This window comes from Photorhabdus sp. P32 (assembly GCF_038085095.1).
GTDB classification, from domain to species: Bacteria; Pseudomonadota; Gammaproteobacteria; order Enterobacterales; family Enterobacteriaceae; genus Photorhabdus; species Photorhabdus luminescens.
Window position 1 is genome coordinate 34,721 of sequence record NZ_JAZGJN010000272.1, and the last position, 24,477, is coordinate 59,197.

Here is a 24,477-nt window from a genome sequence, read left to right on the forward strand (position 1 = left end):
AATAAGTTAAGCGCAAGATAGCCCCAAATACCCTAATCCCGGCTTTCAACAACTAAACGGCGGGGAGCAACAAGCCCATCGTCATTGATAACAGCAATGCCAATAAATTTCCGTTCATCACCTTCAGTTACACGTACCATACTTTCAACCAGAGCCGGAGATTTGGCACTGCGCACCGCCTGACCTTGTTTAAAATAAGCCGCCACTACTGGAATCAAATTAACCTCTGGGAAATGAGCAATTGCGCTATCCATTGGTAATAGTAATGAATCAATTAATTCGCCCACAGGTATTTCCTGATCTTTGGCCTGCTTTTGCAATTCATATAATTGCTCAAGTGTCACCATGCGATCATTTGGATAATGCGCTACCTGTAAACGTCTTAAATAAATAACGTGAGCACCACAGCCTAATAATTCACCTAAGTCATCAATAATAGTGCGAATATAAGTTCCTTTCGAACAATGTATTTCTAATTCCAGTTCATCATCTTCCCAACGGATAAACTGTAATTCATAGACTGTAATCGGCCGTGCTTCACGTTCTACCTCAATACCTTGACGAGCATACTCATACAATGGTTTTCCCTGATGTTTCAGTGCAGAATACATGGAAGGAATTTGCATGGTATCACCACGGAATTTATCCAAAGCTGCATCAAGTTGCGCCTGATTTAGCAGGATTGCTCTTTCACTGATGATTTGCCCGTGTGAATCAGATGTGTCAGTTCGCTGACCAAGACGGGCTATCACTCGATAACGCTTGTCAGAATCAAGTAAGAACTGGGAAAACTTCGTGGCTTCACCAAGGCAAACCGGTAGCATACCCGTTGCCAGTGGGTCCAACGCGCCGGTGTGACCAGCTTTGCTAGCGTTGAAAATACGTTTTACTTTTTGTAACGCATCATTAGAAGAAATATCCTGCGGCTTATCCAGTAACAACACACCATGTATATCACGACCGCGACGACGACGCCCCATTACTTCTCCTCTTTGTGATCCGCAGAAGCCCGGCGCTGTTCATCATTCTTCACAACATTAGTAACCAGATTAGACATCCTCATCCCCTCTACCAGGGAATTATCGTAGGAGAAAGTCAGTTCTGGTACGACACGCAAACGCATTGCTTTACCCAGCAGGGAACGAATAAAACCAGAAGCTTCATTCAATGCTTTAATACCATTTTTTACCACATCGGAATCATGTTCTTCAGTCAACACATTCAGAAAAGTGACGAATACTTTGGCGTAAGCCAAATCACGGGAAACTTCAACGCCAGAAACAGTCGCCATACCGATTCGGGGATCTTTCACTTCTCGCTGTAAAATGATGGCAATCTCTTTTTGCATTTCCTGTGCAACGCGCTGAGTACGACTGAATTCTCTTGCCATTGTTATATCTCCTGACATTTGGGGGGCAAAAGCCCCCCAATAATAATGAAATTAACCAGTGGTAGGAATTAAGCGATAGATCGTTTAACTTCGATAACTTCAAATACTTCGATCATGTCACCAACACGAACATCGTTGTAGTTCTTAACACCGATACCACATTCCATACCATTACGGACTTCGTTAACGTCATCTTTAAAGCGGCGAAGGGATTCCAATTCACCTTCGTAAATCACTACGTTATCACGCAATACGCGAATTGGATTATTACGTTTAATCGTACCTTCGGTTACCATACAACCTGCAATCGCACCAAATTTCGGTGACTTAAACACATCACGAACTTCTGCTAATCCCATGATTTGCTGTTTATATTCAGGCGCCAGCATACCACTCATTGCCTGTTTAACTTCATCAATCAGGCTATAAATAACAGAGTAATAACGCAGATCCAAGCTTTCATTTTCAACAACCCGGCGTGCAGAAGCATCGGCACGAACATTGAAGCCCAGAATAATTGCATTAGAAGCAGCAGCCAGTGTTGCATCAGTCTCGGTAATACCACCTACGCCAGAGCCGATGATTTTCACTTTCACTTCATTGGTAGACAATTGCTCCAATGCTTCGCGGATCGCTTCACATGATCCCTGAACGTCAGATTTCAGAACAATATTCAATTCAGAAACCTCACCTTCTTCCATGTTAGCAAACATGTTTTCCAGTTTAGATTTCTGCTGGCGAGCCAATTTGACCTCACGGAATTTACCCTGACGATACAGAGCAACTTCACGAGCTTTCTTCTCATCACGTACAACAGTCGCTTCATCACCAGCCGCAGGTACATTGGACAGGCCAAGGATCTCCACTGGAATAGATGGGCCCGCAGAGAACACTTCGCGACCTAGCTCGTCACGCATTGCACGAACTCGTCCATATTCAAAGCCGCAAAGTACAATATCACCTTTGTTCAAAGTACCTTCTTGAACGAGTACTGTCGCAACCGGACCACGGCCTTTATCCAAGAATGATTCGATAACAACGCCGCTTGCCATACCAGAATGGACTGCTTTTAGTTCAAGAACTTCAGCTTGAAGCAAGATTGCGTCCAGCAATTCATCAATACCAATACCAGCTTTAGCAGATACATTGATAAACTGCGTTTCACCGCCCCATTCTTCAGGCTGAACACCGTGCTGAGAAAGCTCATTCTTCACGCGATCCGGATCAGCTTCGGGTTTGTCAATCTTATTAACCGCAACAACCACAGGCACATTCGCTGCTTTTGCATGCTGAATAGCTTCGATAGTCTGAGGCATCACACCATCATCGGCAGCAACAACCAGGACCACGATGTCGGTAGCTTTTGCACCACGTGCACGCATTGAAGTAAATGCAGCATGCCCTGGGGTATCTAGGAAAGTAATCATGCCACTTTCAGTTTCAACATGGTAAGCACCGATATGCTGAGTAATACCACCCGCCTCACCAGAAGCAACTTTCGTAGAACGAATGTAATCCAGCAGAGAAGTTTTACCGTGGTCAACGTGCCCCATGATAGTCACAACCGGCGCACGAGATTCAGCAACAGCTTCGCCGGTATCACGGTCGCTCATCAGCGCTTCTTCCAGCTCATTCTCACGACGCAGGATAACCTTATGACCCATTTCTTCAGCAACTAGCTGTGCAGTTTCCTGATCGATCACCTGGTTGATGGTTGCCATTGCACCCATTTTCATCATGGCTTTGATGACCTGAGAACCTTTGACAGCCATTTTATTAGCCAACTCAGCAACAGTAATAGTTTCACCGATCACAACATCACGGTTAACAGCCGCTACAGGCTTATTAAAACTTTGTTGCAATGTACTGGTTTTACGTTGCTTGCCTTTTGTACGGCCAACTGCGCGGGCTTCTTCACGATCTGCTTTAGATTCAGAATGCTTATTATTTTTCTTCTGGCGAGTAGCCTTACCGCTACGACCACGAGCACGACGATCGCCTTCAACTTTAGCATCGTTTTCGTCTTCTGCTGCACGGGCATGACGGGAGGTAGTGACATGATAATCATCGTTATCAATGGAATCTGAATCACTTGACCACTTGTCCTGATTCTCTTCAGCCATACGACGAGCTTCCTCAGCAACGCGTCTAGCTTCTTCCTCTACCTTACGACGCACCTCTTCTTCTGCTTTACGCTTAAGATCAGCAGCTTCTGCTTCACGACGTGCTTTTTCACTTTGAGCTGTTTTGTCAGTCTGGACTGGTTTTTGCTTATGTTCGGTATGTTGATTGGTCACTTTTTCATTTTCCGCTGCCTGGCGCTTAGCTTTTTCAGCTGCTTCACGTTTGGCTTTTTCTTCTGCCTCACGTTTAGCCTGCTCTTCAGCGAGTTTCTTCGCTGCTGCTTCGGCTTCACGTTGCGCTTTTTCTTCTGCTTCGCGCCGTGCTTGCTCTTCCGCTTCACGCTTCGCCTGCTCTTCCGCTTTAGCCTGTTCAACTGCATCACGGTTCACATATGTACGCTTTTTGCGGACCTCAACGGCTACCGGTTTGCTTTTACCATCGGTGCCTGAAACATTCAGTGTACTACGAGTCTTACGCTGCAATGTTAATTTATCGGGCTTACCAGCCGAACCACCTTGCTCGCGGTTCAAATGCGCCAGTAAAGCTTCTTTTTCTTTCTGAGAGACAAAATCAGTTTCGTTTTTTTTAATCCCTGCATCAGCAAATTGCTGTACCAGGCGATCAACCGAAGTCTGGATCTCTTCTGCCAGTGATTTTACGGTTACATCTGTCATGCTGTTCCTTCCTGCTACGGTTTATTACGCATCATCGCCAAACCAACAGATATTTCGGGCTGCCATGATGAGCTCGCCTGTCTTCTCATCATTCAAACTTTCAATATCAGATAGGTCGTCGATACCCTGCTCGGCAAGATCTTCCAGCGTACAGATGCCACGGGCAGCCAGGTCAAATGCCAGAGTACGGTTCATACCAGTCAGATTTAACAACTCTTCAGTTGGTTGTTTATCACTGAGACTCTCTTTCTGAGCCAGTTCCAGAGTAGTTAAAGCAGCTTTCGCACGTTCACGCAGGACTTCGATAGTTTCCTCATCAAGGCCTTCAATTTCCAGAAGTTCCTTAATTGGTACATAGGCCAATTCTTCCAGAGTTGAGAACCCTTCTTCGACTAGAACAGTAGCGAATTCTTCATCAATATCGAGATGCTTAGTGAATGTATCAATAGAAGCGTGAGCTTCTGCCTGATGTTTTGCTTGTAGCTCTTCAGCAGTCATGACATTTAATTCCCATTTGTCATCACTACGGTGTCTTTTCAACAACTGCGCAGCCAGACGCACGTTTTGGCCATTACGGCCGATAGCCTGCGCTAAATTGTTGCTTTCAACGGCAACATCCATCGTGCACTTGTCTTCATCGACAACGATAGATGCAACATCAGCCGGAGCCATAGCATTAATGACAAACTGAGCAGGATTATCATCCCACAGTACGATATCGATTCGTTCGCCGCCCAATTCGCTGGAAACAGCCTGTACTCGAGCACCACGCATACCAACGCAAGCACCAACCGGATCGATACGTTTGTCATTCGTTTTTACTGCAATCTTGGCGCGAGATCCCGGATCGCGAGCAGCAGCTTTAATTTCAATTAGTTCTTCACCAATTTCCGGAACCTCAATACGGAACAATTCAACCAGCATTTCCGGACGGGAACGGCTGACAAACAGTTGCGCACCTCGCGCTTCAGGGCGAACATCATACAGTACGCCACGCACACGGTCACCTGGGCGAAAATTTTCCCTTGGTAACATATCTTCGCGAAGGATAACTGCTTCAGCATTATTGCCCAAATCAAGAGTGATATTCTCACGATTGACTTTCTTAACCACACTGGTGATGATCTCACCTTGCTGTTCGCGGAACTGGTCAACAACCATAGCGCGCTCAGCCTCACGTACTTTTTGTACAATAACCTGTTTAGCGGTTTGCGTTGTAATACGATCAAATGTCACTGATTCAATTTGATCTTCGGTATAGCTACCCAAATCGATTTCAGGCTCTTCAAATCTAGCCGCTTCTAGCGTAATTTCACGAGTCGGCTGAGTCACTTCTTCAACAACTAACCAACGACGGAAGGTGTCAAAATCACCAGATTTACGGTCAATGCTGACACGAACATCAATATCTTGTTCATATTTTTTCTTGGTGGCTGTGGCCAATGCTGTTTCCAGCGCCTCGAAGATCTTTTCGCGTGGAAGGGATTTTTCGTTGGAAACCGCTTCCACAACAGCCAGAATTTCTTTATTCATCCTAGTTGCCTCATCCGAACTTTAAAAGTGGGGTACCAGGTTCGCTTTCTGGATGTTGCTCAGTGCGAACACTTCATCTTTTCCATCCACCGTAACCGTGATCATTTCGCCGTCGACAGTTTTGATAATGCCCAGCCATTTCCGACGGTTTTGCATTGCTATACGTAAAACCAGACTGACTTCCTCACCAATAAAACGCTGGTAATGTTCAGCCGTGAACAAAGGACGCTCCAAGCCAGGTGAAGAAATTTCCAGGTTATAAAGCACTGAAATAGGATCTTCGACATCCAATACCGCACTGACCTGGTGGCTAACATCAGCACAATCATCAACAGTGATACCATTCTCACTATCAATATAAATTCGCAGTGTAGAAACACGTGCACGAATAAACTCCAAGCCGACTAACTCAAAGCCTAAAGCTTCAACTGGTGCTGAAATCATCGCTGTTAATTTTTGCTCTAATGTGGACAAGCCCACCCCCAAGACATAAAAAAAGGGCTAATTAGCCCAGTAGTTCTGTTGTCAAATAACAAAAAACCCCGATATTCGGGGCTTTATGCGACTGGACCCTATTTGCTGCCAGTGGCTTCAACCACTCACTTCATGCCCCTTTAAATCAGAATCAATATTTCAAATATTGCTGAATTATTTCGCTCAAAAAGGTGCATCTTAATTTAAGAAGTGGTTGCGGGAGCCGGATTTGAACCGACGACCTTCGGGTTATGAGCCCGACGAGCTACCATGCTGCTCCATCCCGCGTTCGAAAACGTGGCAAATATTACGCCGATAACTGCCAAAACGCAAGCTATCCGAATAATGGTACCGAGGACGGGACTTGAACCCGTAAGCCCTAGTGTGGGCACTACCACCTCAAGGTAGCGTGTCTACCAATTTCACCACCTCGGCACTACATGAGGCCATCGCTGATCCAACAGCCCCGTTTCAATTCTTTCTTGTGATGATTACTGCGGAATATCACTATTTGGTGTTGCTGGCACTGCCGGAATCTCCGTTGATTTCTCAACTTTAACAGGCTCGCCAATATTTTCCCACTTGCTGCTTGTGCCGGTTTGGTTACTCGTCAGATTACCAAGCACCAAACTAATGATAAAAAACAGAGTAGCGAAAATCGCAGTCATACGAGTCATAAAGTTACCAGAACCCGATGAACCAAACAGCGTTGCAGAGGCACCCGCGCCAAAGGAAGCACCCATATCAGCACCTTTACCTTGCTGTAGCATAACCAAGGCGACTAGCCCGATAGCAACCAGCAAGAAAATAACTAAAAGAGCTTCATGCATATGTCTTACCTATGTCCTCGTGGGGTTTACCACAATCTATGTGGCTACCTTATACCACATCACCCACTCAAACAGGCTAATCACCTGACCGAGTGGGTGTGAATACTAACCAAACCACATCTGATACGCAAGGTTAATTTCAATAATCAGAATCACTTGAGGAAAAAAACAACAAATTAACCCGCATGTTTCACTGCATCAGCAATACGATGGGCCAAAGCAGTGACTTGCACATCATCTTCCCCCTCGACCATGACACGAATCAATGGCTCAGTACCAGATTTACGTAATAATACCCGTCCACGACCATTTAATTCAGCTTCAACAGATTTAGTAATATTAATTACATTTTCCGATTTAAGTGGATCGTGTGAACCGGAGAAACGAACATTTACCAGCACCTGCGGCAAAAGTTTCATACCACTACACAGATCGTGCAAACTCATATGGTTGCGTACCATAGCACTCAAAACCTGAAGGCCAGCAACAATACCGTCCCCCGTAGTTGTTTTATCTAGCAAAATAACATGACCAGAATTTTCGGCGCCTAAGCGCCACCCCTCTTCTTGCAATTTTTCCAGCACATAACGGTCCCCCACTTTAGCACGCAAAAACGGGATACCAAGCTGCTTCAATGCCAGTTCCAATCCCATATTACTCATCAGCGTACCAACCACTCCGCCACGCAGCTGCCCTTGTCTCAATGCTTCACGGGCAATAATATAAAGGATTTGGTCGCCATCAACTTTCTGCCCTACATGATCAACCATAATAACGCGGTCACCATCACCATCGAATGCCAGACCAACATCCGCCTTCTCTTCTACAACACGTTGTTGCAATAAACGAACATCGGTAGCGCCACATTTTTCATTAATATTGATACCGTTCGGCTCGCAGCCAATCGTCACAACATTAGCTCCCAGTTCTCTGAGCACATTTGGGGCAATGTGGTAGGTCGCACCATTAGCGCAATCAAGTACAATTTTCAATCCATTAAGACTTTGCTCACTTGGAAATGTACCTTTACAGAATTCAATATAACGGCCAGCAGCATCAACAATACGATTTGCACGCCCCAACTCTGCTGATTCCACGCAAGTCAGCGGTTTTTCCATTTCAGCTTCAATTGCCTCTTCCACATCATCCGGCAGTTTCGTACCGTCAATAGAGAAGAATTTAATACCATTATCATAATAAGGATTATGAGAAGCAGAGATAACAATTCCAGCCTCAGCACGGAAAGTACGAGTCAAATAAGCAACAGCAGGTGTTGGCATAGGACCAGTGAACGAAGCCGACAAACCAGCCGCCGCTAAACCTGCTTCTAAAGAAGATTCCAGCATATAGCCAGAAATACGGGTATCTTTACCGATAATGATCTTACGAGAACCATGACGAGCCAGTACTTTACCCGCAGCCCAACCAAGCTTTAACACAAAATCTGGCGTAATTGGGCTATTGCCCACTTTGCCACGGATACCATCAGTACCAAAGTATTTGCGGTTACTCATAATTTCTTTTCTTCCTTTGCTGAAAGTGTTGCTTCGACAATTTGCATTGCCTGCACGGTTTCTTTAACATCATGCACCCGGATAATTTGCGCTCCTTGCATAGCAGCGATAACAGCGCAAGCTACACTACCGACAACCCTTTCTTGCGGCGGTACATGAAGCAACTGACCTATCATAGATTTACGTGACATTCCTGCCAGCACAGGTAAACCAAATTGATGAAATTGGTTTAAATGTGCCAGTAACTGATAATTATGCGCCAAGCTCTTGCCAAAACCGAAGCCCGGATCAAGAACAAGTTTATCTTTTGCTATCCCTGCCATCACACAACGTCCAATTTGTTCGGTAAAAAATTGTTTCACTTCACTTAACAAATTTTCATAATGTGGCGCATCCTGCATCGTCCGTGGTTGGCCCTTCATATGCATCAAACAAACGGGTAAGCCAGATTTAGCCACACTTTCCAAAGCACCAGGCTCTTGCAATGCACGAATATCATTAATCAAATGAGCACCAGCTTTTGCTGACTCACTCATCACCAATGCTTTCGAGGTATCAACAGAAATCCAAATATTAAATCGTTGGGCTAAAGCCTCAACAACCGGAACAACACGCTCCACTTCTTCCTGTTCACTGACTTCATCAGCTCCCGGACGGGTAGATTCCCCACCGATATCAATGATTGCAGCCCCTTCATTAATCATCTTTTCAGCATGTCGTAAGGCCATATCCAGAGTATTATGAGCACCACCATCAGAAAATGAATCTGGAGTCACATTCAAAATACCCATTATTTGTGGACGAGAAAGATTGAGAACATTATCTCTGACTCTGAGGTTCATGTCAGGCTACCTTCAATGTCAAAACCCCAGGACTTACCTGGGGTTTCATGAATATATCAATCAGATTACGAAACAATGGAACAATTACTGATCTTTATTTCCTGACTGCCCTACTTGTTCACCACCTTGCGCCAATGTATTGACATCACCAGTTGGTTTTATAGTCTGCGGAGGAGGTGTATTACCTGTTGGGCGACTGTTATTATTGCTGCCGTTATCACTTTCCCATCCAGCTGGTGGGCGCACATTTGTACGATTCATTAAGTCATCAATCTGGGGGGCATCAATAGTTTCGTACTTCATCAATGCATCTTTCATCGAATGTAGAATATCAAGGTTGTCCATCAGAATCTGACGAGCACGTTGATAGTTATGATCGATAATTGCCTTCACTTCCTGATCGATAAGACGAGCAGTTTCATCAGACATGTGCTTAGCTTTAGCAACTGAACGGCCAAGGAACACTTCTCCTTCTTCCTCTGCATAGAGTAATGGGCCGAGTTTTTCCGAAAAACCCCACTGCGTCACCATGTTACGAGCAATTGATGTCGCCACTTTGATATCGTTAGATGCGCCAGTAGAAACACTGTCTGGACCGTAAATAATCTCTTCCGCCAGACGGCCTCCATATAAGGTTGAAATCTGACTTTCCAATTTCTGACGACTAGCGCTGATCTGATCTCCTTCCGGTAGGAAAAAAGTCACACCCAAAGCGCGGCCACGCGGAATGATAGTAACTTTATGAACAGGATCATGCTCAGGAACCAGACGGCCAATAATAGCATGACCTGCTTCATGATAAGCAGTTGATTCTTTTTGCTCCTCCGTCATCACCATCGAGCGACGTTCTGCGCCCATCATGATTTTGTCTTTCGCTTTTTCGAATTCAACCATAGAAACTACGCGTCTGTTACTACGAGCAGCAAACAAAGCAGCTTCGTTCACCAGGTTAGCCAAATCAGCGCCAGAGAATCCGGGAGTACCGCGAGCAATGACAGAAGCATCAACATCAGTATCCAGAGGAACCCGGCGCATATGAACTTTCAGAATCTGCTCACGACCACGCACGTCTGGCAAGCCAACAACAACCTGACGGTCAAAACGACCAGGACGCAGCAACGCAGGATCAAGTACGTCAGGACGGTTAGTCGCGGCAATAACGATAATACCTTCGTTGCCTTCAAAACCATCCATCTCAACCAGCATCTGGTTCAGCGTCTGCTCACGTTCATCGTGACCTCCGCCCAAACCAGCGCCACGCTGACGGCCCACCGCATCAATCTCATCAATAAAGATGATACAAGGTGCTGCTTTTTTCGCCTGCTCGAACATATCACGAACACGGGATGCACCAACACCAACAAACATTTCAACAAAGTCGGAACCAGAGATAGTAAAGAACGGCACTTTTGCCTCGCCAGCAATTGCTTTTGCCAGTAAAGTCTTACCCGTACCCGGAGGCCCAACCATCAGAATACCTTTCGGAATTTTTCCACCCAACTTCTGGAAGCGGCCTGGCTCTCGCAGATATTCCACTAGCTCACCAACTTCTTCTTTCGCTTCGTCACAACCAGCAACATCAGCAAAAGTGGTTTTAATCTGATCTTCTGTCAGCATACGGGCCTTGCTTTTACCAAAAGACATTGCCCCTTTACCGCCGCCGCCTTGCATCTGACGCATAAAGAAAATCCAGACCCCAATAAGCAATAACATCGGGAACCAGGAAATGAAAATAGAAGTTAGCAGACTTGGTTCCTCAGGGGGTTCACCAACCACTTTTACGTTTTTATTCAGTAACGTATCTAACAGTTTTTCATCCTGTACTGGTAGGTAAGTGGTGTATCTGCTGTTATCTTTCCTACTAACGTTAATTTCACGACCTGTGATACGAACTTCGCGCACCTGATCCTGGGCTAATTCATTGATGAAGGTAGAATAATCCACCCTACGACTATTGGAATCGCTGGGACCAAAACTCTGGAATAACGACATCAGCACAACTGCGATAACTAACCAGAGAATCAGGTTTTTCGCCATGTCACTCAAGGGATTAACCTCATATTACAACTGTGTTAACAAATAGCATTCAGGGTACTATAGTTTCCGCCCTGTCGCTACAATGTATACTTCACGCGATCGTGCCCGCGAAGCGTCTGGCTTACGAATTTTCACGTTCGTAAATAGGGAGCGAATTTCCCTCAGGTATTCATCAAAGCCCTCTCCCTGAAACACTTTGACAATAAAACTCCCCCCGGGGGCCAGCACATCACGACACATATCTAACGCCAATTCAACCAGATACATGGATCGAGGAATATCGACCGCAGGTGTTCCGCTCATATTGGGCGCCATATCCGACATGACGACCTGGACTTTGTTATCACCAACTCGCTCAAGCAATGCTTTCAATACAAGTTCATCTCGAAAATCACCCTGAAGGAAATCGACGCCAACAATGGGATCCATCGGTAAAAGATCACAGGCGATCACTCGCCCATTATCATTAATTTGACTCACTGCGTACTGAGACCATCCACCAGGAGCTGCGCCTAAATCGACAACGGTCATGCCAGGCTTAAAAATTTTGTCACTTTGTTGAATTTCATCAAGTTTAAACCAAGCGCGAGAACGAAGCCCTTTTTTCTGTGCTTGCAGAACATATTTATCACTAAAGTGTTCTTGTAACCAGCGACTGGAGCTTGCCGAACGTTTTTTATTGGCCATTGTCCTTTCCAACTATACTACGAATAAAGAGCCAGATATCTATTGCTCCATACACCAAAACCACAACACACTATTTATGGTGATAGAGATGAGATGGCGGTAGAATGTCCCGTTTTCAATCCTAACTAAGCAAAAAAACAATGACCCTTAACAAAAAACAAGTACAACACCTGAGAAGTCTCGCTCACCCGCTAAAACCTGTCGTCATGATTGGTAATAACGGCCTGACCGAGGGTGTGTTGGCCGAAATTGAGCAAACACTGTCACACCATGAGCTTATCAAAGTCAAAATCGCAGGCGAAGATCGTGAAACCAAAAATTTGATCGCCGATGCAATTGTCCGCGAGACCGGCGCATATAATGTGCAAATTATCGGTAAAACCTTGGTTCTTTACCGTCAATCGGAAGAACGAAAAATTATTTTACCTAAATAATCAAACCTCATTTATATAAAATGCCGTGCGCATATTATGATAAAAAAGGCCATATCCGGCCTTTTTTACTTTCTCCACGATCCTTGTGCAGCTTTACCTAACGTAAACCAATAGCAACAGGACAATCCTGAAGTTAAATATATTCAACTTTCAGGATTTCATATTCAACTTCACCACCTGGTGTTTTGATAATAACAACGTCATCAACTTCTTTACCTATCAAACCACGGGCAATGGGTGAATTCACAGAGATTAAATTTTCTTTAATATCTGCCTCATCATCACCCACAATCCGGTAAGTCTGCTCTTCATCAGTATTAATATTCAAAACCGTAACTGTAGTCCCAAAAATAACACGTCCAGTCTTAGGCATTTTTGTGACATCAATCACTTGAGCATTAGAAAGCTTAGCTTCGATTTCTTGAATACGACCTTCGCAGAAACCTTGTTGTTCACGAGCAGCGTGATACTCAGCGTTTTCTTTCAGATCACCATGTTCACGCGCTTCAGCAATGTCTGAAATAATTTTTGGACGGCGTACATTCTTTAGATAATCTAACTCTTCGCGCAACTTATCCGCGCCACGTACCGTCATTGGAATCTGTTTCATTTATTAATCCTCTAAATCTTTCCTGAGCAAAAAAACAAGCATCATCCTGATGTTTTCAGATAACAGCACAATGAGCACACCTTGTCGGGCGGGCTTCCAGACAATAAACAATGGTGCAAACTACAGGGCTACCCAGAGTTCACAATCATATTTTACATATTAATATATCATTCTAACGTAGACTTGGTGATGGGTCATCGTTTACTTTTCCCCACTTTGCGCCTTAGTATTGTGGTACGTCTACATCCATATGCGAAATTTATGTCCTTCTTTAAAATTGCCAGCAGATTAGTTTGCGTTACCGCTCTGTATTTAATTACACTCAACGCAAACGCCACACCCGTTGAGGAATATACGCAATATCTGCCTGATGGTACTAATCTGGCGTTAATCGCCCAAAAAGTCGGTGCTAATACCCCGTTAATTGATTATCACGGGCAGCAAATGGCGCTACCAGCGAGTACGCTGAAAGTTGTCACAGCTCTTGCCGCATTGTTACAACTGGGTAAAGATTATCGCTTTATCACCACACTGGAAAGTCACGGGAAAATTTCAAACGGTGTCCTGAAAGGGAATTTGATCGCTCGTTTTGTTGGAGATCCAACACTAACCCGTCAACAACTTCGCAATATGGTCACCGCTCTAAAACAATCTGGCGTGGAAAAAGTTGACGGCGATCTTCTCATCGATGTTTCCGCTTTTGCCAGCCACGATAAAGCTCCCGGTTGGGTATGGAATGACATGACCCAATGCTTCAGTGCTCCCCCTGCTGCCGCAATTGTAGATCGAAACTGTTTTTCAGTTTCGGTATATAGTGCTGAACGCCCCGGTGATACCGCATTTATCCGCGTAGCATCCTTTTATCCTGTGAATATGTTCAGTGAAGTAAAGACGTTGGCAAAAGGCTCTCCCGAAAGCCAGTACTGTGAACTGGATGTCGTTCCCGGAGAACTTAACCGTTTTACACTCACCGGATGCCTTACCCAACGCAGTGAACCGTTGCCACTAGCTTTCGCGATTCAAAATGGTACTAGCTATGCGGGGGCAATTCTCAAAAATGAATTACAAATTGCAGGAATTGAAATCACAGGTAATCTCAAACGCCAAAGCTTACCAACTGAACCGGGAAAAATTCTGGCTCAAAATCAATCAGCACCATTACATGATCTGCTGAAAGTTATGCTAAAAAAATCCGACAATATGATTGCCGATACCGTATTTCGGACAATAGGCCGACAACACTTTGATATACCAGGAACCTGGCGTTCAGGCTCTGATGCGGTACGGCAAGTGTTAAAACAAAAAGCAGGTATCGATCTAGGAAATACCGTGATGGTGGATGGCTCAGGATTATCCCGCCATAATCTGATTACTCCTGCAACCATGATGGAAGTATTGCAGTTTATCGCTCAACATGATCAAGAATTAGACTTTATTTCCATGCTGCCATTGGCGGGTCATGATGGCACATTAAGATACCGGGGAGGGCTGGATGAAGCAGGAGTAAACGGAAAAGTTTCGGCTAAAACCGGTGCTCTGCAAGGAGTTTATAATCTGGCTGGTTTTATAACCACTGCTAGCGGACAACGAGTTGCTTTCGTGCAATTTATTTCTGCTTACGCCGTACCGCCAAAAGAGCATCGCAACCGTCGAGCTCCTTTGATTCGATTCGAAAGCAGGTTATACAAAGATTTATATCAGTACAACTGATAAAATTGGCGCCATTTCAAATATGGCGCCCTTAACTATGACGAGAAAGTAAAAGAATCAGCGTTTATAAATAACCTCAACACCTTCATCGTCATCTTCGTCCCAATCGTCATCCCAGTCATCGTCTATTTCCGAAACCTGTTCCAATTGTTTTTTATGGTAGTCATCCCACATAAATTCAACTTTTTCAGGTTGAGCTTCACCTTCTGTTGAGCCCATATTACGAGGCTGAGTTTTCATAAACTCCATAATATCCCAGCAAAGCGCTTTAACGCCCAAACGATTTATCGCTGAGATCATATAAAAATCGCCTTCCCAACCCAATTCATCAGCAATAGCTTGGGCACGCTGTTTAGCTTCTTCTGGTTCCAACAGATCAACTTTATTGAATACCAACCAACGCGGTTTTTCTGCCAATTTTTCACTGTATCGTTGTAGCTCATTGACAATAATCCGGGCATTTTCAACAGGATCTGATTCATCAATAGGACAAATATCGATTAAGTGCAGTAATACCCGACAACGTTCCAAATGTTTCAAAAAACGAATACCCAAGCCAGCGCCGTCGGAAGCGCCTTCAATGAGCCCTGGAATATCAGCCACAACGAAACTCTGCTCGTTATCCATCCTTACTACGCCCAAGCTTGGTACCAGAGTGGTAAATGGATAATCTGCAACTTTTGGTTTAGCAGCAGAAACAGCACGGATAAATGTAGATTTGCCCGCATTTGGCATTCCTAGCATACCAACATCTGCCAACAGCATCAGCTCCAGCATCAATTCACGGGTTTCACCTGAAGTCCCCATCGTTCTTTGACGAGGAGCCCGGTTAACAGAAGATTTAAAGCGGGTATTGCCAAGCCCGTGGAATCCACCTTTCGCTACCATTAGGCGCTGTTCATGACGAATCATATCGCCTAGAACCTCACCAGTTACCGCATCACGGACACGAGTCCCAACAGGGACTTTAATCGTGATATCCTGACCACGCTTGCCTGTACAATCACGGCTTTGACCATTTTGTCCACGTTCTGCCCGAAAGGATTTTTCAAAACGATAATCAATCAGTGTATTGAGATTTTCATCTGCTAGCAGATAGACATCTCCGCCATCTCCACCATCTCCACCGTCTGGCCCACCTTTCGGAATATATTTTTCACGACGGAAGCTGACACAACCATTGCCGCCATCCCCCGCAACAACCAATATTCTGGCTTCATCTACAAATTTCATATTTTTTCTCCGTATGATAGCCATTACAATGCTGGACGGCCGTTGTTACCCAGAGATGGCGTATTTTAGAATATAAAAAGCCCCGCAACACATGCAGGGCTTCTGATTCGGTTTATAACTCGAAAAACTTATTCAGCTTCGATGCTGATAAATTTGCGGTTTTTCGGGCCTTTAACTTCGAATTTAACTTTCCCGTCAGCTAATGCGAACAGGGTGTGATCGCGACCACAACCAACGTTATTGCCAGCGTGGAATTTAGTGCCACGTTGACGAACAATGATGCTGCCTGCTAATACAGACTCGCCACCAAAACGTTTTACACCCAGACGTTTGCTTTCAGAATCGCGGCCATTACGAGTTGAGCCGCCAGCCTTTTTGTGTGCCATTAATCTGCTCTCCTAAATCTTAAGCGATGCCAGTGATTTTAACATCGGTGAACCACTGACGGTGGCCTTGCTGCTTACGGCTGTGTTTACGACGACGAAACTTAACGATTTTAATTTTCTCGCCACGACCGTGGGCAACCACTTCAGCTTTGATTTTAACGCCTTCAACGACAGGAGCGCCGATTTTGATGTCATCACCATTAGCGACCATCAGAACCTGGTCAAACTCAACAGTTTCACCCGTTGCGATGTCCAGCTTTTCCAGGCGAATTGTTTGACCTTCGCTGACTCGGTGTTGTTTACCACCACTTTGGAAAACCGCGTACATATAAACTCCGCTTTCCGCACGCCCCCTTAAATATCATTCCAGAGCGCGCTATAAATATTCATAATAGGGCGCGAATTCTACGCAAAAAAGCCTAAGAAGACAAGTGCAGAATTAGAGCAGATGATAAAAAAACATAGTTGCTGAATTGTCATTTATTTAGACTGTTTTTCGAGTACAATCAAGACACAGCAATAACTATTTTAATGTTAATATGAACACAGCTCTGCATTAAAACCCATAGCCGAAAAAATATGAATTTAGAATCTATTATCAAGCTAACCGCTGATGATATGGCAGCGGTAAATGAAACCATTCTTAGTCAGTTGAATTCTGACGTTACGCTTATTAATCAGTTGGGCTACTACATAATCAGCGGCGGTGGAAAACGCCTCCGGCCAATCATTGCCATCCTAACCAGCAGAGCATTGGGTTATCAGGGTGATAAGCATATTACTGTCGCTGCATTGATTGAATTTATCCACACAGCGACTCTGTTACATGATGACGTCGTGGATGAATCAGACATGCGACGTGGCAAAGCGACTGCCAATGCTATGTTTGGCAATGCAGCAAGCGTACTGGTTGGTGACTTTATATACACACGCTCTTTCCAGATGATGACAGCTCTTAACTCCATGCGAGTTCTTAAGTTGATGTCAGAGGCAACCAATGTTATCGCTGAAGGCGAAGTTTTACAGTTGATGAACTGCAATGATCCAAATATTTCTGAAGATGATTATATGCGGGTGATTTACAGTAAAACAGCCCGATTGTTTGAAGTCGCCGCTCACTCTTCCGCAATTCTTTCTAATGCCACCCCAGAGCAAGAAACAGCTTTACAAAATTACGGATGTTATTTAGGCACTGCATTCCAATTAATAGACGACTTACTCGATTATGATGCCGATAGCGATACATTAGGCAAAAACACTGGAGATGATCTTAACGAAGGTAAACCGACATTGCCTTTGCTGCACGCTATGAATCATGGTTCTCCAGAACAATCAGCACTTATTCGTGAAGCAATTGAAAAAGGTAATGGCCGCCATTTACTCGAAACCGTGCTGGCAACCATGAAACAATGCGGCTCACTGGAATATACCCGTAAACGAGCAGAGGAAGAAGCAGATAAAGCAATAGCTGCTTTGCAGGCGCTGGAAAACTCCCCATACAAGCAAGCACTCGTGGGGTTAGCCCATATTGCCGTACAACGCCTTTCTTAATCGATAGAACAAAACCTGGGGTTAATCTGACTCCAGGTTTTTCTCTGCGTCTTCAACACCTACATCAATATAACCAATAAGTTTTGCCAGCCCCTCTCGAAGGATAAATTTCACCATTTTTTCCCGCTCAACTTTAGTTAATTGATAGTAAGCCTCAATCCAAATTAAGAATGGGTCTTGCCGTTTGTTTGCATAATCAATAGTGCTTTCCCCTACGGATAACACATTAAGTACATCCTCAGGCAAACTATTTATATGGTATTCAAGAGCCTTGCCCTGAACACCCCGTTTACGTCTATATTCCCATCCTTCCCGCCTTGCCATCAGATTTATTCCCTGTGGCGAAGAAGGAAGTCCGGCAATACCAACCAGCTCTTTAGCTGAGTACCATTCTTTTTTCATACTTTTCTTCTCACTTTGCACCGGGATAATGAAGAAGAATCCAAGTTAGTTGGCATTTTTAATTTCCAAAAATGGGTTAAATAACAGAAATTTTTTCTAAAAAACTTCTGATACCATCCCGTAAGATCATGGCTGTCACAGCCTGTTTCTCAGATTCTGATAACTGATGGAAAGCTCCAACCCAAATCGATAAAGGATCTTGCTTCTGTACCTGATACTCAGAAGATGATTCATGAAGCTCCAATGCTGCAATGGTCGTTTCCGGGAAACAGGAGTAGTGATACTCGACTGCTTTACCTTGCACACCTTGTCTTTTCTGACGTAACCACTCCTCGCGTTTTGCTCTGGCATTAACTCCTTGTGGTGATCCAGGTAACTCACCCACGCCGATTAACTCCTTGGCCGAATACCACTCTTTTTTCATCACGTTTCTCTATTTTTGTTACCAAGTTCAAAAAAGAAGCCTTTAAGAAAAAATTTGGAAATATTTTTAGAAAAATAATGCTATTTTATTTCTCAATAACAGGTTTAAGTTCGTTATTGCTCTCATGCGTACCTGTTATTTATACCACTAAGATAGCATCAAATTTAATAAAAAAAGGATTAAAAATGATTTCAAGGAAATCTGATTGGCATCCTGCCGATATAATTGCAGCTTTACGCAAGCGGGGAACAACCTTAGCTGAAGTATCACGCAGAGCAGGGCTTAGCTCATCGACCCTAGCTAATGCGCTATCTCGCCCGTGGCCAAAGGGGGAATGGATAATTGCGAATTATCTGGAAATACACCCTTCAGAAATTTGGCCAAGTCGTTATTTTGATCCAAATACTGGAGAGTTATTAGAAAGGAAAGTACGTGAACAAACAAATAATTAGCTAACGAATTATATTAGTTGAATAAAAACCGCCGGTAATTCGCTATACCAGCGGTTTTATTATTTCATAGATATATATTTTTTACTTATAAAATATATTAATTAGTTATTAATAAATTTTTCGCCTAATTCTATATCTTTTCTCAATACATCCAGCATGCCTTCCAGTGCTGCCTGTTCAAAATCACTCAATTGACCAATGTCCAAACGCTCTTCTACACCATTTTTACCCAAACGAATCGGCTGAGCGAAGAAGCGAGCATATTCGCCATCACCTTCAACATAAGCACATTCCACAACATCACTTTCGCCTTGTAAGCCGCGGACTAGAGAGAGGCCCAGACGAGCCGCAGCTTGCCCCATAGACAGAGTTGCAGACCCTCCACCCGCTTTAGCTTCTACCACTTCAGTACCGGCATTCTGGATACGTTTAGTCAAGGAAACCAGCTCTTCATCAGTAAAGCTCACACCAGGGACCTGAGACAACAGAGGTAAGATTGTCACACCAGAATGACCACCGATAACGGGTACTTCGATTTCCTGTGGTTTTTTACCTTTCAATTCAGCAACAAAAGTATTAGAGCGAATAACATCCAGGGTCGTGACGCCAAACAGGCGGTTTTTGTCATATACACCTGCTTTTTTCAGCACTTCGGCTGCAATAGCTACAGTTGTGTTGACTGGGTTAGTAATAATCCCAATCAGTGCTTTCGGACAAGTTTTAGCCACTTGTTCTACCAGGTTACGAACGATCCCCGCATTAACATTAAACAGATCTGAACGATCCATACCTGGTTTACGGGCAACCCCGGCAGAAATCAATACAACATCTGCTCCTTCTAATGCGGGAGTTGCATCTTCACCAGCAAAACCTTTAATTTTCACTTCCGTTGGAATGTGGCTCAGATCAACAGCCACCCCAGGCGTCACCGGAGCGATATCATATAAAGAGAGTTCTGAACCTGAAGGAAGCTGGGTTTTTAGTAGAAGAGCAAGAGCCTGACCAATACCACCGGCTGCACCGAGAACTGCAACTTTCATCCTGATACTCCTTAAATCGTTTATACTTTAAAATGCTGTGAATTCATCTGGTTAAGAACCATAGATTACTACGTTTTTGAAAACAATCTGTTAACAGCCAAATTGTGGACTTACGCTCTAATAGTGGGACGCAAAAGTCGCCGTATTCTAGGCAAAATGCTTATCTGTTAATGAGATAATGGACACTATTTTGAGAATTTCTCTACGATTTCACGAAATAATAGGCTAAATACCTTACACCCAACAACAACGCCAAACAACATCATTTGATTAACAATATATTTACCTGATAACCAACTAAAAAAAGCAAATTTTCATATTCATGTTTTATGAATTTCTATATAACATAAGACCAATTTTGCATGGTTCAAACTGGCTATAAAATCATTATTATTGCATAAAAATTCATTTATATGCATAATAGCAAGCTTCATAGCTGATTGAATATGGTGAAATATGCGTACTCCCTCTAAACAGGAAGATTTAGTAAAAGCTTTCAAGGCGTTATTGAAAGAAGAAAAATTTAGCTCTCAAGGTGAAATTGTCACCGCTTTACTGGAAGAAGGTTTTGAGAACATTAACCAATCCAAAGTGTCCAGAATGCTCACTAAATTTGGAGCTGTTCGCACCCGTAATGCCAAAATGGAGATGGTCTACTGTCTACCTGCTGAACTTGGCGTCCCAACAGCCACTAGCCCACTAAAAAACTTGGTACTGGACGTTGATCACAACCATTCAATTGTTGTCATTCGCACAAGTCCCGGTGCTGCACAGCTTATTGCCCGTCTGCTAGATTCTCTTGGTAAAGCAGAAGGTATACTTGGCAGTATCGCTGGTGATGACACCATTTTTACCACACCGGCTAGAGGTTTTACGGCAGAACAGCTACGTGAAGCAATTCTTGGGCTATTCGAACAAGAACTTTAAATGAACGCGCCAACAATGGCGCGATTCATTTTCCCGCAGTTATTTTCAGGATCGACAAGCTTTTTTATTCAGTGCAAATAGCAATTTTTCATGAATACCACCAAACCCACCATTACTCATAACCAGAATATGATCACCCTGTTGTGCCTTATCAACAATCATATTTACCAGTGAATCGATATCAGCACTCCAGTAAGCAGGCTGAACACAGCGATCTGCAATTTCTGATACATGCCATTTAATATTAGCTGGCTGAAATAAGAACACTTCGTCAGCACGTCCTAATGCTGGCGCGATCTCATTCTTACTGATACCCATTCTCATGGTATTTGAACGTGGCTCCAACACAGTAATAATACGCGCAGTTCCACCAACCTTGCTACGCAGAGCTTCCAAAGTTGCCAGCATTGCTGTCGGGTGATGTGCAAAGTCATCATAAACAGTGATGCCATTCTCCTCACCACGTAATTCAAGGCGACGACGTGCGTTAATAAATTCACTTAGAGCACAACAGGCATCTGCTGGCTTGACGCCAACATGATGCGCAGCGGCAATTGCAATTAGCCCGTTGCGCATATTATGTTCACCCACCAGCGACCAGTTCACTTCTCCAATAACTTTACCATCATAAAACACCTGATAATTACGGCTGTCTGTACTGATCTTCTTTGCCTGCCAGTTACCGGTTTCACCTACTAGCTCCAATTCGCTCCAGCAGCCCATAGACAAAACCTGTTTCAGATTAATATCGTTATCCGGCGCAAGGATCTTACCGCTACCCGGAACGATCCTGACAAGATGATGGAACTGTTTCTGAATAGCCGCCAGATCGCCAAAAATATCGCCATGATCGAATTCCAGATTGTTCATGATCAGAGTACGTGGGCTGTAATGCACAAACTTAGATCGTTTATCAAAAAAAGCGCTGTCATATTCATCAGCTTCTATTACGAAAAACGGACTCTCCCCGATCTGAGCTGATGTTTCAAAATTCCCCGGAACACCACCAATTAAGAAACCGGGTTTATAACCACAAGTTTCCAAAATCCAGGCTAACATACCCGCAGTTGTTGTCTTGCCATGCGTCCCCGCAACCGCCAGCACCCAACGTTCAGATAAAACATAATCATGCAGCCATTGTGGGCCGGAAGTATAAGGGAGCCCACGCTCCAGCACAGCTTCTACACAAGGATTCCCACGGCTCATAATATTACCGATGATGACCATATCTGGCTCAGAATCCAACTGTGCCGGGTCATATCCCTGAATCAAATTAATCCCATGTCTTTCCAGTAAGGTACTCATTGGTGGATAAACATTGGCATCAGAACCAGTCACTTCATGGCCAAGAGAACGAGCCAAAATTGCCAGTCCACCCATAAAAGTGCCGCAGATACCAAGAATATGAATACGCATTGATTTCCTATTCCATAGTATAAAGTTAGTCACTATTCTAACCATCAAAAGCAAGATAAGAAATGGAATAGCCTATGAATCATCCCTTTCTTTGGCTAAACTGCCCGCGTAAGAGTGCAATGGACACTCTAAAACCACTATCAAATCACATTCAGGACTTTCGTCATGAAAACATTAGGCGAATTCATCGTCGAAAAGCAGCACGATTTTTCTCACGCTACAGGTGAACTCACTGCATTACTTTCCGCTATTAAGCTCGGAGCCAAAATCATTCACCGTGATATCAACAAAGCCGGTTTAGTGGATATTTTAGGAACCAGCGGTGTGTCCAATATCCAAGGCGAGGTGCAGATGAAACTGGATCTGTATGCTAATGAAAAACTCAAAGCAGCACTGAAAGCACGCGGTGAAGTTGCGGGGATCGCTTCAGAGGAAGAAGATGACATCGTTATTTTCGAAGGAGACCGCGCTGAAAACGCAAAATATGTTGTTTTGATGGACCCATTAGACGGTTCTTCAAATATTGATGTAAACGTTTCCGTCGGTACTATCTTCTCTATCTACCGCCGAATTACCCCAATCGGCCAGCCGGTGACTGAAAAAGATTTCCTGCAACCAGGTCATCGTCAAGTTGCCGCCGGATATGTTGTTTACGGTTCTTCAACTATGCTGGTCTACACCACCGGCTGTGGGGTACACGCCTTTACTTACGATCCTTCCTTGGGAGTATTTTGTCTTTCCCATGAGAAAGTTCAGTTCCCACCCAATGGTAATATGTATTCCATCAACGAAGGGAATTACATCAAATTCCCTATGGGGGTAAAAAAATACATCAAATATTGCCAGGAACAAGATGAAGCAACTCAGCGCCCTTACACCACCCGTTATATTGGTTCGCTGGTTGCTGATTTCCACCGTAATCTGCTGAAAGGTGGTATCTATATCTATCCAAGTACTGCCAGCCACCCATCAGGAAAATTGCGCCTGCTATATGAATGTAATCCAATGGCATTCCTGGCTGAACAAGCCGGCGGTAAAGCCAGTGATGGCGCTAATCGCATTCTGGATATCATCCCATCCAAACTGCATCAGCGCGTACCTTTCTTTGTGGGTAGTAAATCGATGGTGGAAAAAGCCGAGAGTTTTATGGCTGAGTTCCCAGATGAGTAATTTCATCGGTTAATTTACATAAGAGGCGGTATACCGCCTCTTTGGAAACAAAACATGAGAAAACAAATCAAATATTTTCTAAAATCAGCGTATTATCTTGGAGTACTATAATAGTGCCAAAATGTTTAATTAAATAGGGATAGAACATAAGCAGCCCCACAGTACGGGCTAAGAATGATATACTACTGACTATTCCTGACATATTTGTACTAAGACCACTTTTCTCAGCAATAACAAAGTAAAAGTTGAGAAAAACAGCCCATGAAAAGAAATAAGAGAAACATAGTGTTTTTAATACATTAATTAACATATACCCTATGGATTTCAAGATGCATCGCGACGGCAAGGGAGCGAATCCCCGGGAGCATAGAGAACTATGTGACCGGGGTGAACGAGTGCAGCCAACAAAGAGGCAACTTGAAAGATAACGGGTATATACCCAATAAACTTCAAAATGCAGTTTTTAGCACCTGAAAATGGTCGTTAATTCTGGACGTCAGCGAGTCCGCTATATCAGGTAGCGTTGTAGTGAAAAATTTGAACACTTTGTCTCGAAATTCATGTTTATCCGCGAAATAACGGTTATTTCGAACCTGTTCATTCATGACCTTCCATAA

24 protein-coding genes, 2 tRNA genes and 1 pseudogene are annotated in these 24,477 nt (G+C 43.9%); 6 read left to right on the top strand and 21 right to left on the bottom strand.

Annotation, left to right across the window (positions count from 1 at the left end; translation table 11 throughout):
• Window positions 1–32: 32 nt before the first annotated feature.
• From truB to rlmE, 12 genes are all read right to left on the bottom strand, one after another.
• A complete protein-coding gene (gene truB / locus V2H77_RS14030; RefSeq protein ID WP_341499298.1) occupies window positions 33–980 on the bottom strand; it encodes a tRNA pseudouridine(55) synthase TruB in 948 nt (315 codons plus the stop codon).
• Window positions 980–1,390 carry a 30S ribosome-binding factor RbfA gene (gene rbfA / locus V2H77_RS14035; RefSeq protein ID WP_049585104.1) on the bottom strand — a complete coding sequence of 137 codons (411 nt, stop codon included), beginning with the start codon at window positions 1,388–1,390 and terminating at the stop codon, window positions 980–982. Before rbfA ends, truB begins: the two co-directional genes overlap by 1 nt.
• A 68-nt stretch (window positions 1,391–1,458) precedes the next feature.
• Window positions 1,459–4,188, bottom strand: a complete 2,730-nt coding sequence (gene infB / locus V2H77_RS14040) for a translation initiation factor IF-2 (protein ID WP_341499299.1) — start codon at window positions 4,186–4,188, stop codon at window positions 1,459–1,461.
• Window positions 4,189–4,212: 24 nt separating this feature from the next.
• Complete coding sequence (gene nusA / locus V2H77_RS14045; protein WP_341499300.1) at window positions 4,213–5,721, bottom strand: transcription termination factor NusA; 1,509 nt, start codon at window positions 5,719–5,721, stop codon at window positions 4,213–4,215.
• 21 nt (window positions 5,722–5,742) lie between these two features.
• Window positions 5,743–6,195, bottom strand: coding sequence for a ribosome maturation factor RimP (rimP, locus tag V2H77_RS14050; RefSeq protein WP_023043415.1), 453 nt, complete (start codon window positions 6,193–6,195; stop codon window positions 5,743–5,745).
• Between the two features lie 211 nt (window positions 6,196–6,406).
• Window positions 6,407–6,483, bottom strand: a tRNA-Met gene (locus V2H77_RS14055).
• Between the two features lie 58 nt (window positions 6,484–6,541).
• A tRNA-Leu gene (locus V2H77_RS14060) sits at window positions 6,542–6,630 on the bottom strand.
• 56 nt (window positions 6,631–6,686) lie between these two features.
• Window positions 6,687–7,025 (bottom strand): preprotein translocase subunit SecG, encoded by a 339-nt coding sequence (gene secG / locus V2H77_RS14065; RefSeq protein WP_341499301.1) that lies wholly within the window; start codon window positions 7,023–7,025, stop codon window positions 6,687–6,689.
• A gap of 176 nt (window positions 7,026–7,201) precedes the next feature.
• Window positions 7,202–8,539, bottom strand: coding sequence for a phosphoglucosamine mutase (glmM, locus tag V2H77_RS14070; RefSeq protein WP_341499302.1), 1,338 nt, complete (start codon window positions 8,537–8,539; stop codon window positions 7,202–7,204).
• Window positions 8,536–9,381: a dihydropteroate synthase gene (gene folP / locus V2H77_RS14075; RefSeq protein ID WP_341499303.1), complete on the bottom strand. Its 846-nt coding sequence runs from the start codon at window positions 9,379–9,381 to the stop codon at window positions 8,536–8,538. Before folP ends, glmM begins: the two co-directional genes overlap by 4 nt.
• A gap of 84 nt (window positions 9,382–9,465) precedes the next feature.
• Entirely contained in the window at window positions 9,466–11,418 is a 1,953-nt protein-coding gene (ftsH, locus tag V2H77_RS14080) for an ATP-dependent zinc metalloprotease FtsH (RefSeq protein ID WP_341499310.1), read from the bottom strand.
• A gap of 57 nt (window positions 11,419–11,475) precedes the next feature.
• Window positions 11,476–12,105 carry a 23S rRNA (uridine(2552)-2'-O)-methyltransferase RlmE gene (rlmE, locus tag V2H77_RS14085; RefSeq protein ID WP_049585096.1) on the bottom strand — a complete coding sequence of 210 codons (630 nt, stop codon included), beginning with the start codon at window positions 12,103–12,105 and terminating at the stop codon, window positions 11,476–11,478.
• Between the two features lie 140 nt (window positions 12,106–12,245).
• Here rlmE and yhbY point away from each other — a divergent pair, with 140 nt between their 5' ends.
• A complete protein-coding gene (gene yhbY / locus V2H77_RS14090; RefSeq protein WP_049585095.1) occupies window positions 12,246–12,539 on the top strand; it encodes a ribosome assembly RNA-binding protein YhbY in 294 nt (97 codons plus the stop codon).
• Between the two features lie 133 nt (window positions 12,540–12,672).
• Here yhbY and greA read toward each other — a convergent pair whose 3' ends face one another.
• Window positions 12,673–13,149, bottom strand: coding sequence for a transcription elongation factor GreA (greA, locus tag V2H77_RS14095; protein WP_049585094.1), 477 nt, complete (start codon window positions 13,147–13,149; stop codon window positions 12,673–12,675).
• Between the two features lie 261 nt (window positions 13,150–13,410).
• On the opposite strand from greA, the gene dacB reads away from it, so the two are divergent.
• A complete protein-coding gene (gene dacB, locus V2H77_RS14100) occupies window positions 13,411–14,859 on the top strand; it encodes a serine-type D-Ala-D-Ala carboxypeptidase (RefSeq protein ID WP_341499304.1) in 1,449 nt (482 codons plus the stop codon).
• Window positions 14,860–14,916: 57 nt separating this feature from the next.
• Here dacB and cgtA read toward each other — a convergent pair whose 3' ends face one another.
• From cgtA to rplU, 3 genes are all read right to left on the bottom strand, one after another.
• Complete coding sequence (gene cgtA / locus V2H77_RS14105; RefSeq protein WP_341499305.1) at window positions 14,917–16,092, bottom strand: Obg family GTPase CgtA; 1,176 nt, start codon at window positions 16,090–16,092, stop codon at window positions 14,917–14,919.
• A 128-nt stretch (window positions 16,093–16,220) separates the two neighbouring features.
• Window positions 16,221–16,478, bottom strand: a complete 258-nt coding sequence (gene rpmA, locus V2H77_RS14110) for a 50S ribosomal protein L27 (RefSeq protein WP_011148617.1) — start codon at window positions 16,476–16,478, stop codon at window positions 16,221–16,223.
• Window positions 16,479–16,497: 19 nt separating this feature from the next.
• On the bottom strand, window positions 16,498–16,806 hold the full coding sequence (gene rplU, locus V2H77_RS14115) for a 50S ribosomal protein L21 (RefSeq protein WP_011148618.1): 309 nt from the start codon (window positions 16,804–16,806) through the stop codon (window positions 16,498–16,500).
• 251 nt (window positions 16,807–17,057) lie between these two features.
• Here rplU and ispB point away from each other — a divergent pair, with 251 nt between their 5' ends.
• Window positions 17,058–18,029 (top strand): octaprenyl diphosphate synthase, encoded by a 972-nt coding sequence (gene ispB / locus V2H77_RS14120; RefSeq protein WP_341499306.1) that lies wholly within the window; start codon window positions 17,058–17,060, stop codon window positions 18,027–18,029.
• A gap of 21 nt (window positions 18,030–18,050) precedes the next feature.
• Here ispB and V2H77_RS14125 read toward each other — a convergent pair whose 3' ends face one another.
• Window positions 18,051–18,431, bottom strand: a complete 381-nt coding sequence (locus tag V2H77_RS14125; RefSeq protein WP_341499307.1) for a DNA-binding protein — start codon at window positions 18,429–18,431, stop codon at window positions 18,051–18,053.
• 76 nt (window positions 18,432–18,507) lie between these two features.
• Window positions 18,508–18,855 carry a DNA-binding protein gene (locus V2H77_RS14130; RefSeq protein ID WP_283256217.1) on the bottom strand — a complete coding sequence of 116 codons (348 nt, stop codon included), beginning with the start codon at window positions 18,853–18,855 and terminating at the stop codon, window positions 18,508–18,510.
• Between the two features lie 185 nt (window positions 18,856–19,040).
• Between V2H77_RS14130 and V2H77_RS14135 the strand changes: the two genes are divergently transcribed.
• A complete protein-coding gene (locus V2H77_RS14135) occupies window positions 19,041–19,307 on the top strand; it encodes a helix-turn-helix domain-containing protein (RefSeq protein ID WP_011148622.1) in 267 nt (88 codons plus the stop codon).
• Window positions 19,308–19,408: 101 nt separating this feature from the next.
• On the opposite strand, the gene mdh is transcribed toward V2H77_RS14135, so the two are convergent.
• Window positions 19,409–20,347: a malate dehydrogenase gene (gene mdh, locus V2H77_RS14140; RefSeq protein ID WP_341499308.1), complete on the bottom strand. Its 939-nt coding sequence runs from the start codon at window positions 20,345–20,347 to the stop codon at window positions 19,409–19,411.
• 456 nt (window positions 20,348–20,803) lie between these two features.
• Here mdh and argR point away from each other — a divergent pair, with 456 nt between their 5' ends.
• Window positions 20,804–21,274 (top strand): transcriptional regulator ArgR, encoded by a 471-nt coding sequence (gene argR / locus V2H77_RS14145; RefSeq protein ID WP_036776550.1) that lies wholly within the window; start codon window positions 20,804–20,806, stop codon window positions 21,272–21,274.
• 45 nt (window positions 21,275–21,319) lie between these two features.
• On the opposite strand, the gene mpl is transcribed toward argR, so the two are convergent.
• Window positions 21,320–22,690: a UDP-N-acetylmuramate:L-alanyl-gamma-D-glutamyl-meso-diaminopimelate ligase gene (mpl, locus tag V2H77_RS14150; RefSeq protein WP_341499309.1), complete on the bottom strand. Its 1,371-nt coding sequence runs from the start codon at window positions 22,688–22,690 to the stop codon at window positions 21,320–21,322.
• A gap of 165 nt (window positions 22,691–22,855) precedes the next feature.
• Here mpl and fbp point away from each other — a divergent pair, with 165 nt between their 5' ends.
• On the top strand, window positions 22,856–23,860 hold the full coding sequence (gene fbp / locus V2H77_RS14155; RefSeq protein WP_112877177.1) for a class 1 fructose-bisphosphatase: 1,005 nt from the start codon (window positions 22,856–22,858) through the stop codon (window positions 23,858–23,860).
• A 449-nt stretch (window positions 23,861–24,309) separates the two neighbouring features.
• On the opposite strand, the pseudogene V2H77_RS14160 reads toward fbp, so the two are convergent.
• Window positions 24,310–24,477, bottom strand: a pseudogene (locus V2H77_RS14160) (IS630 family transposase); the annotation flags it as partial.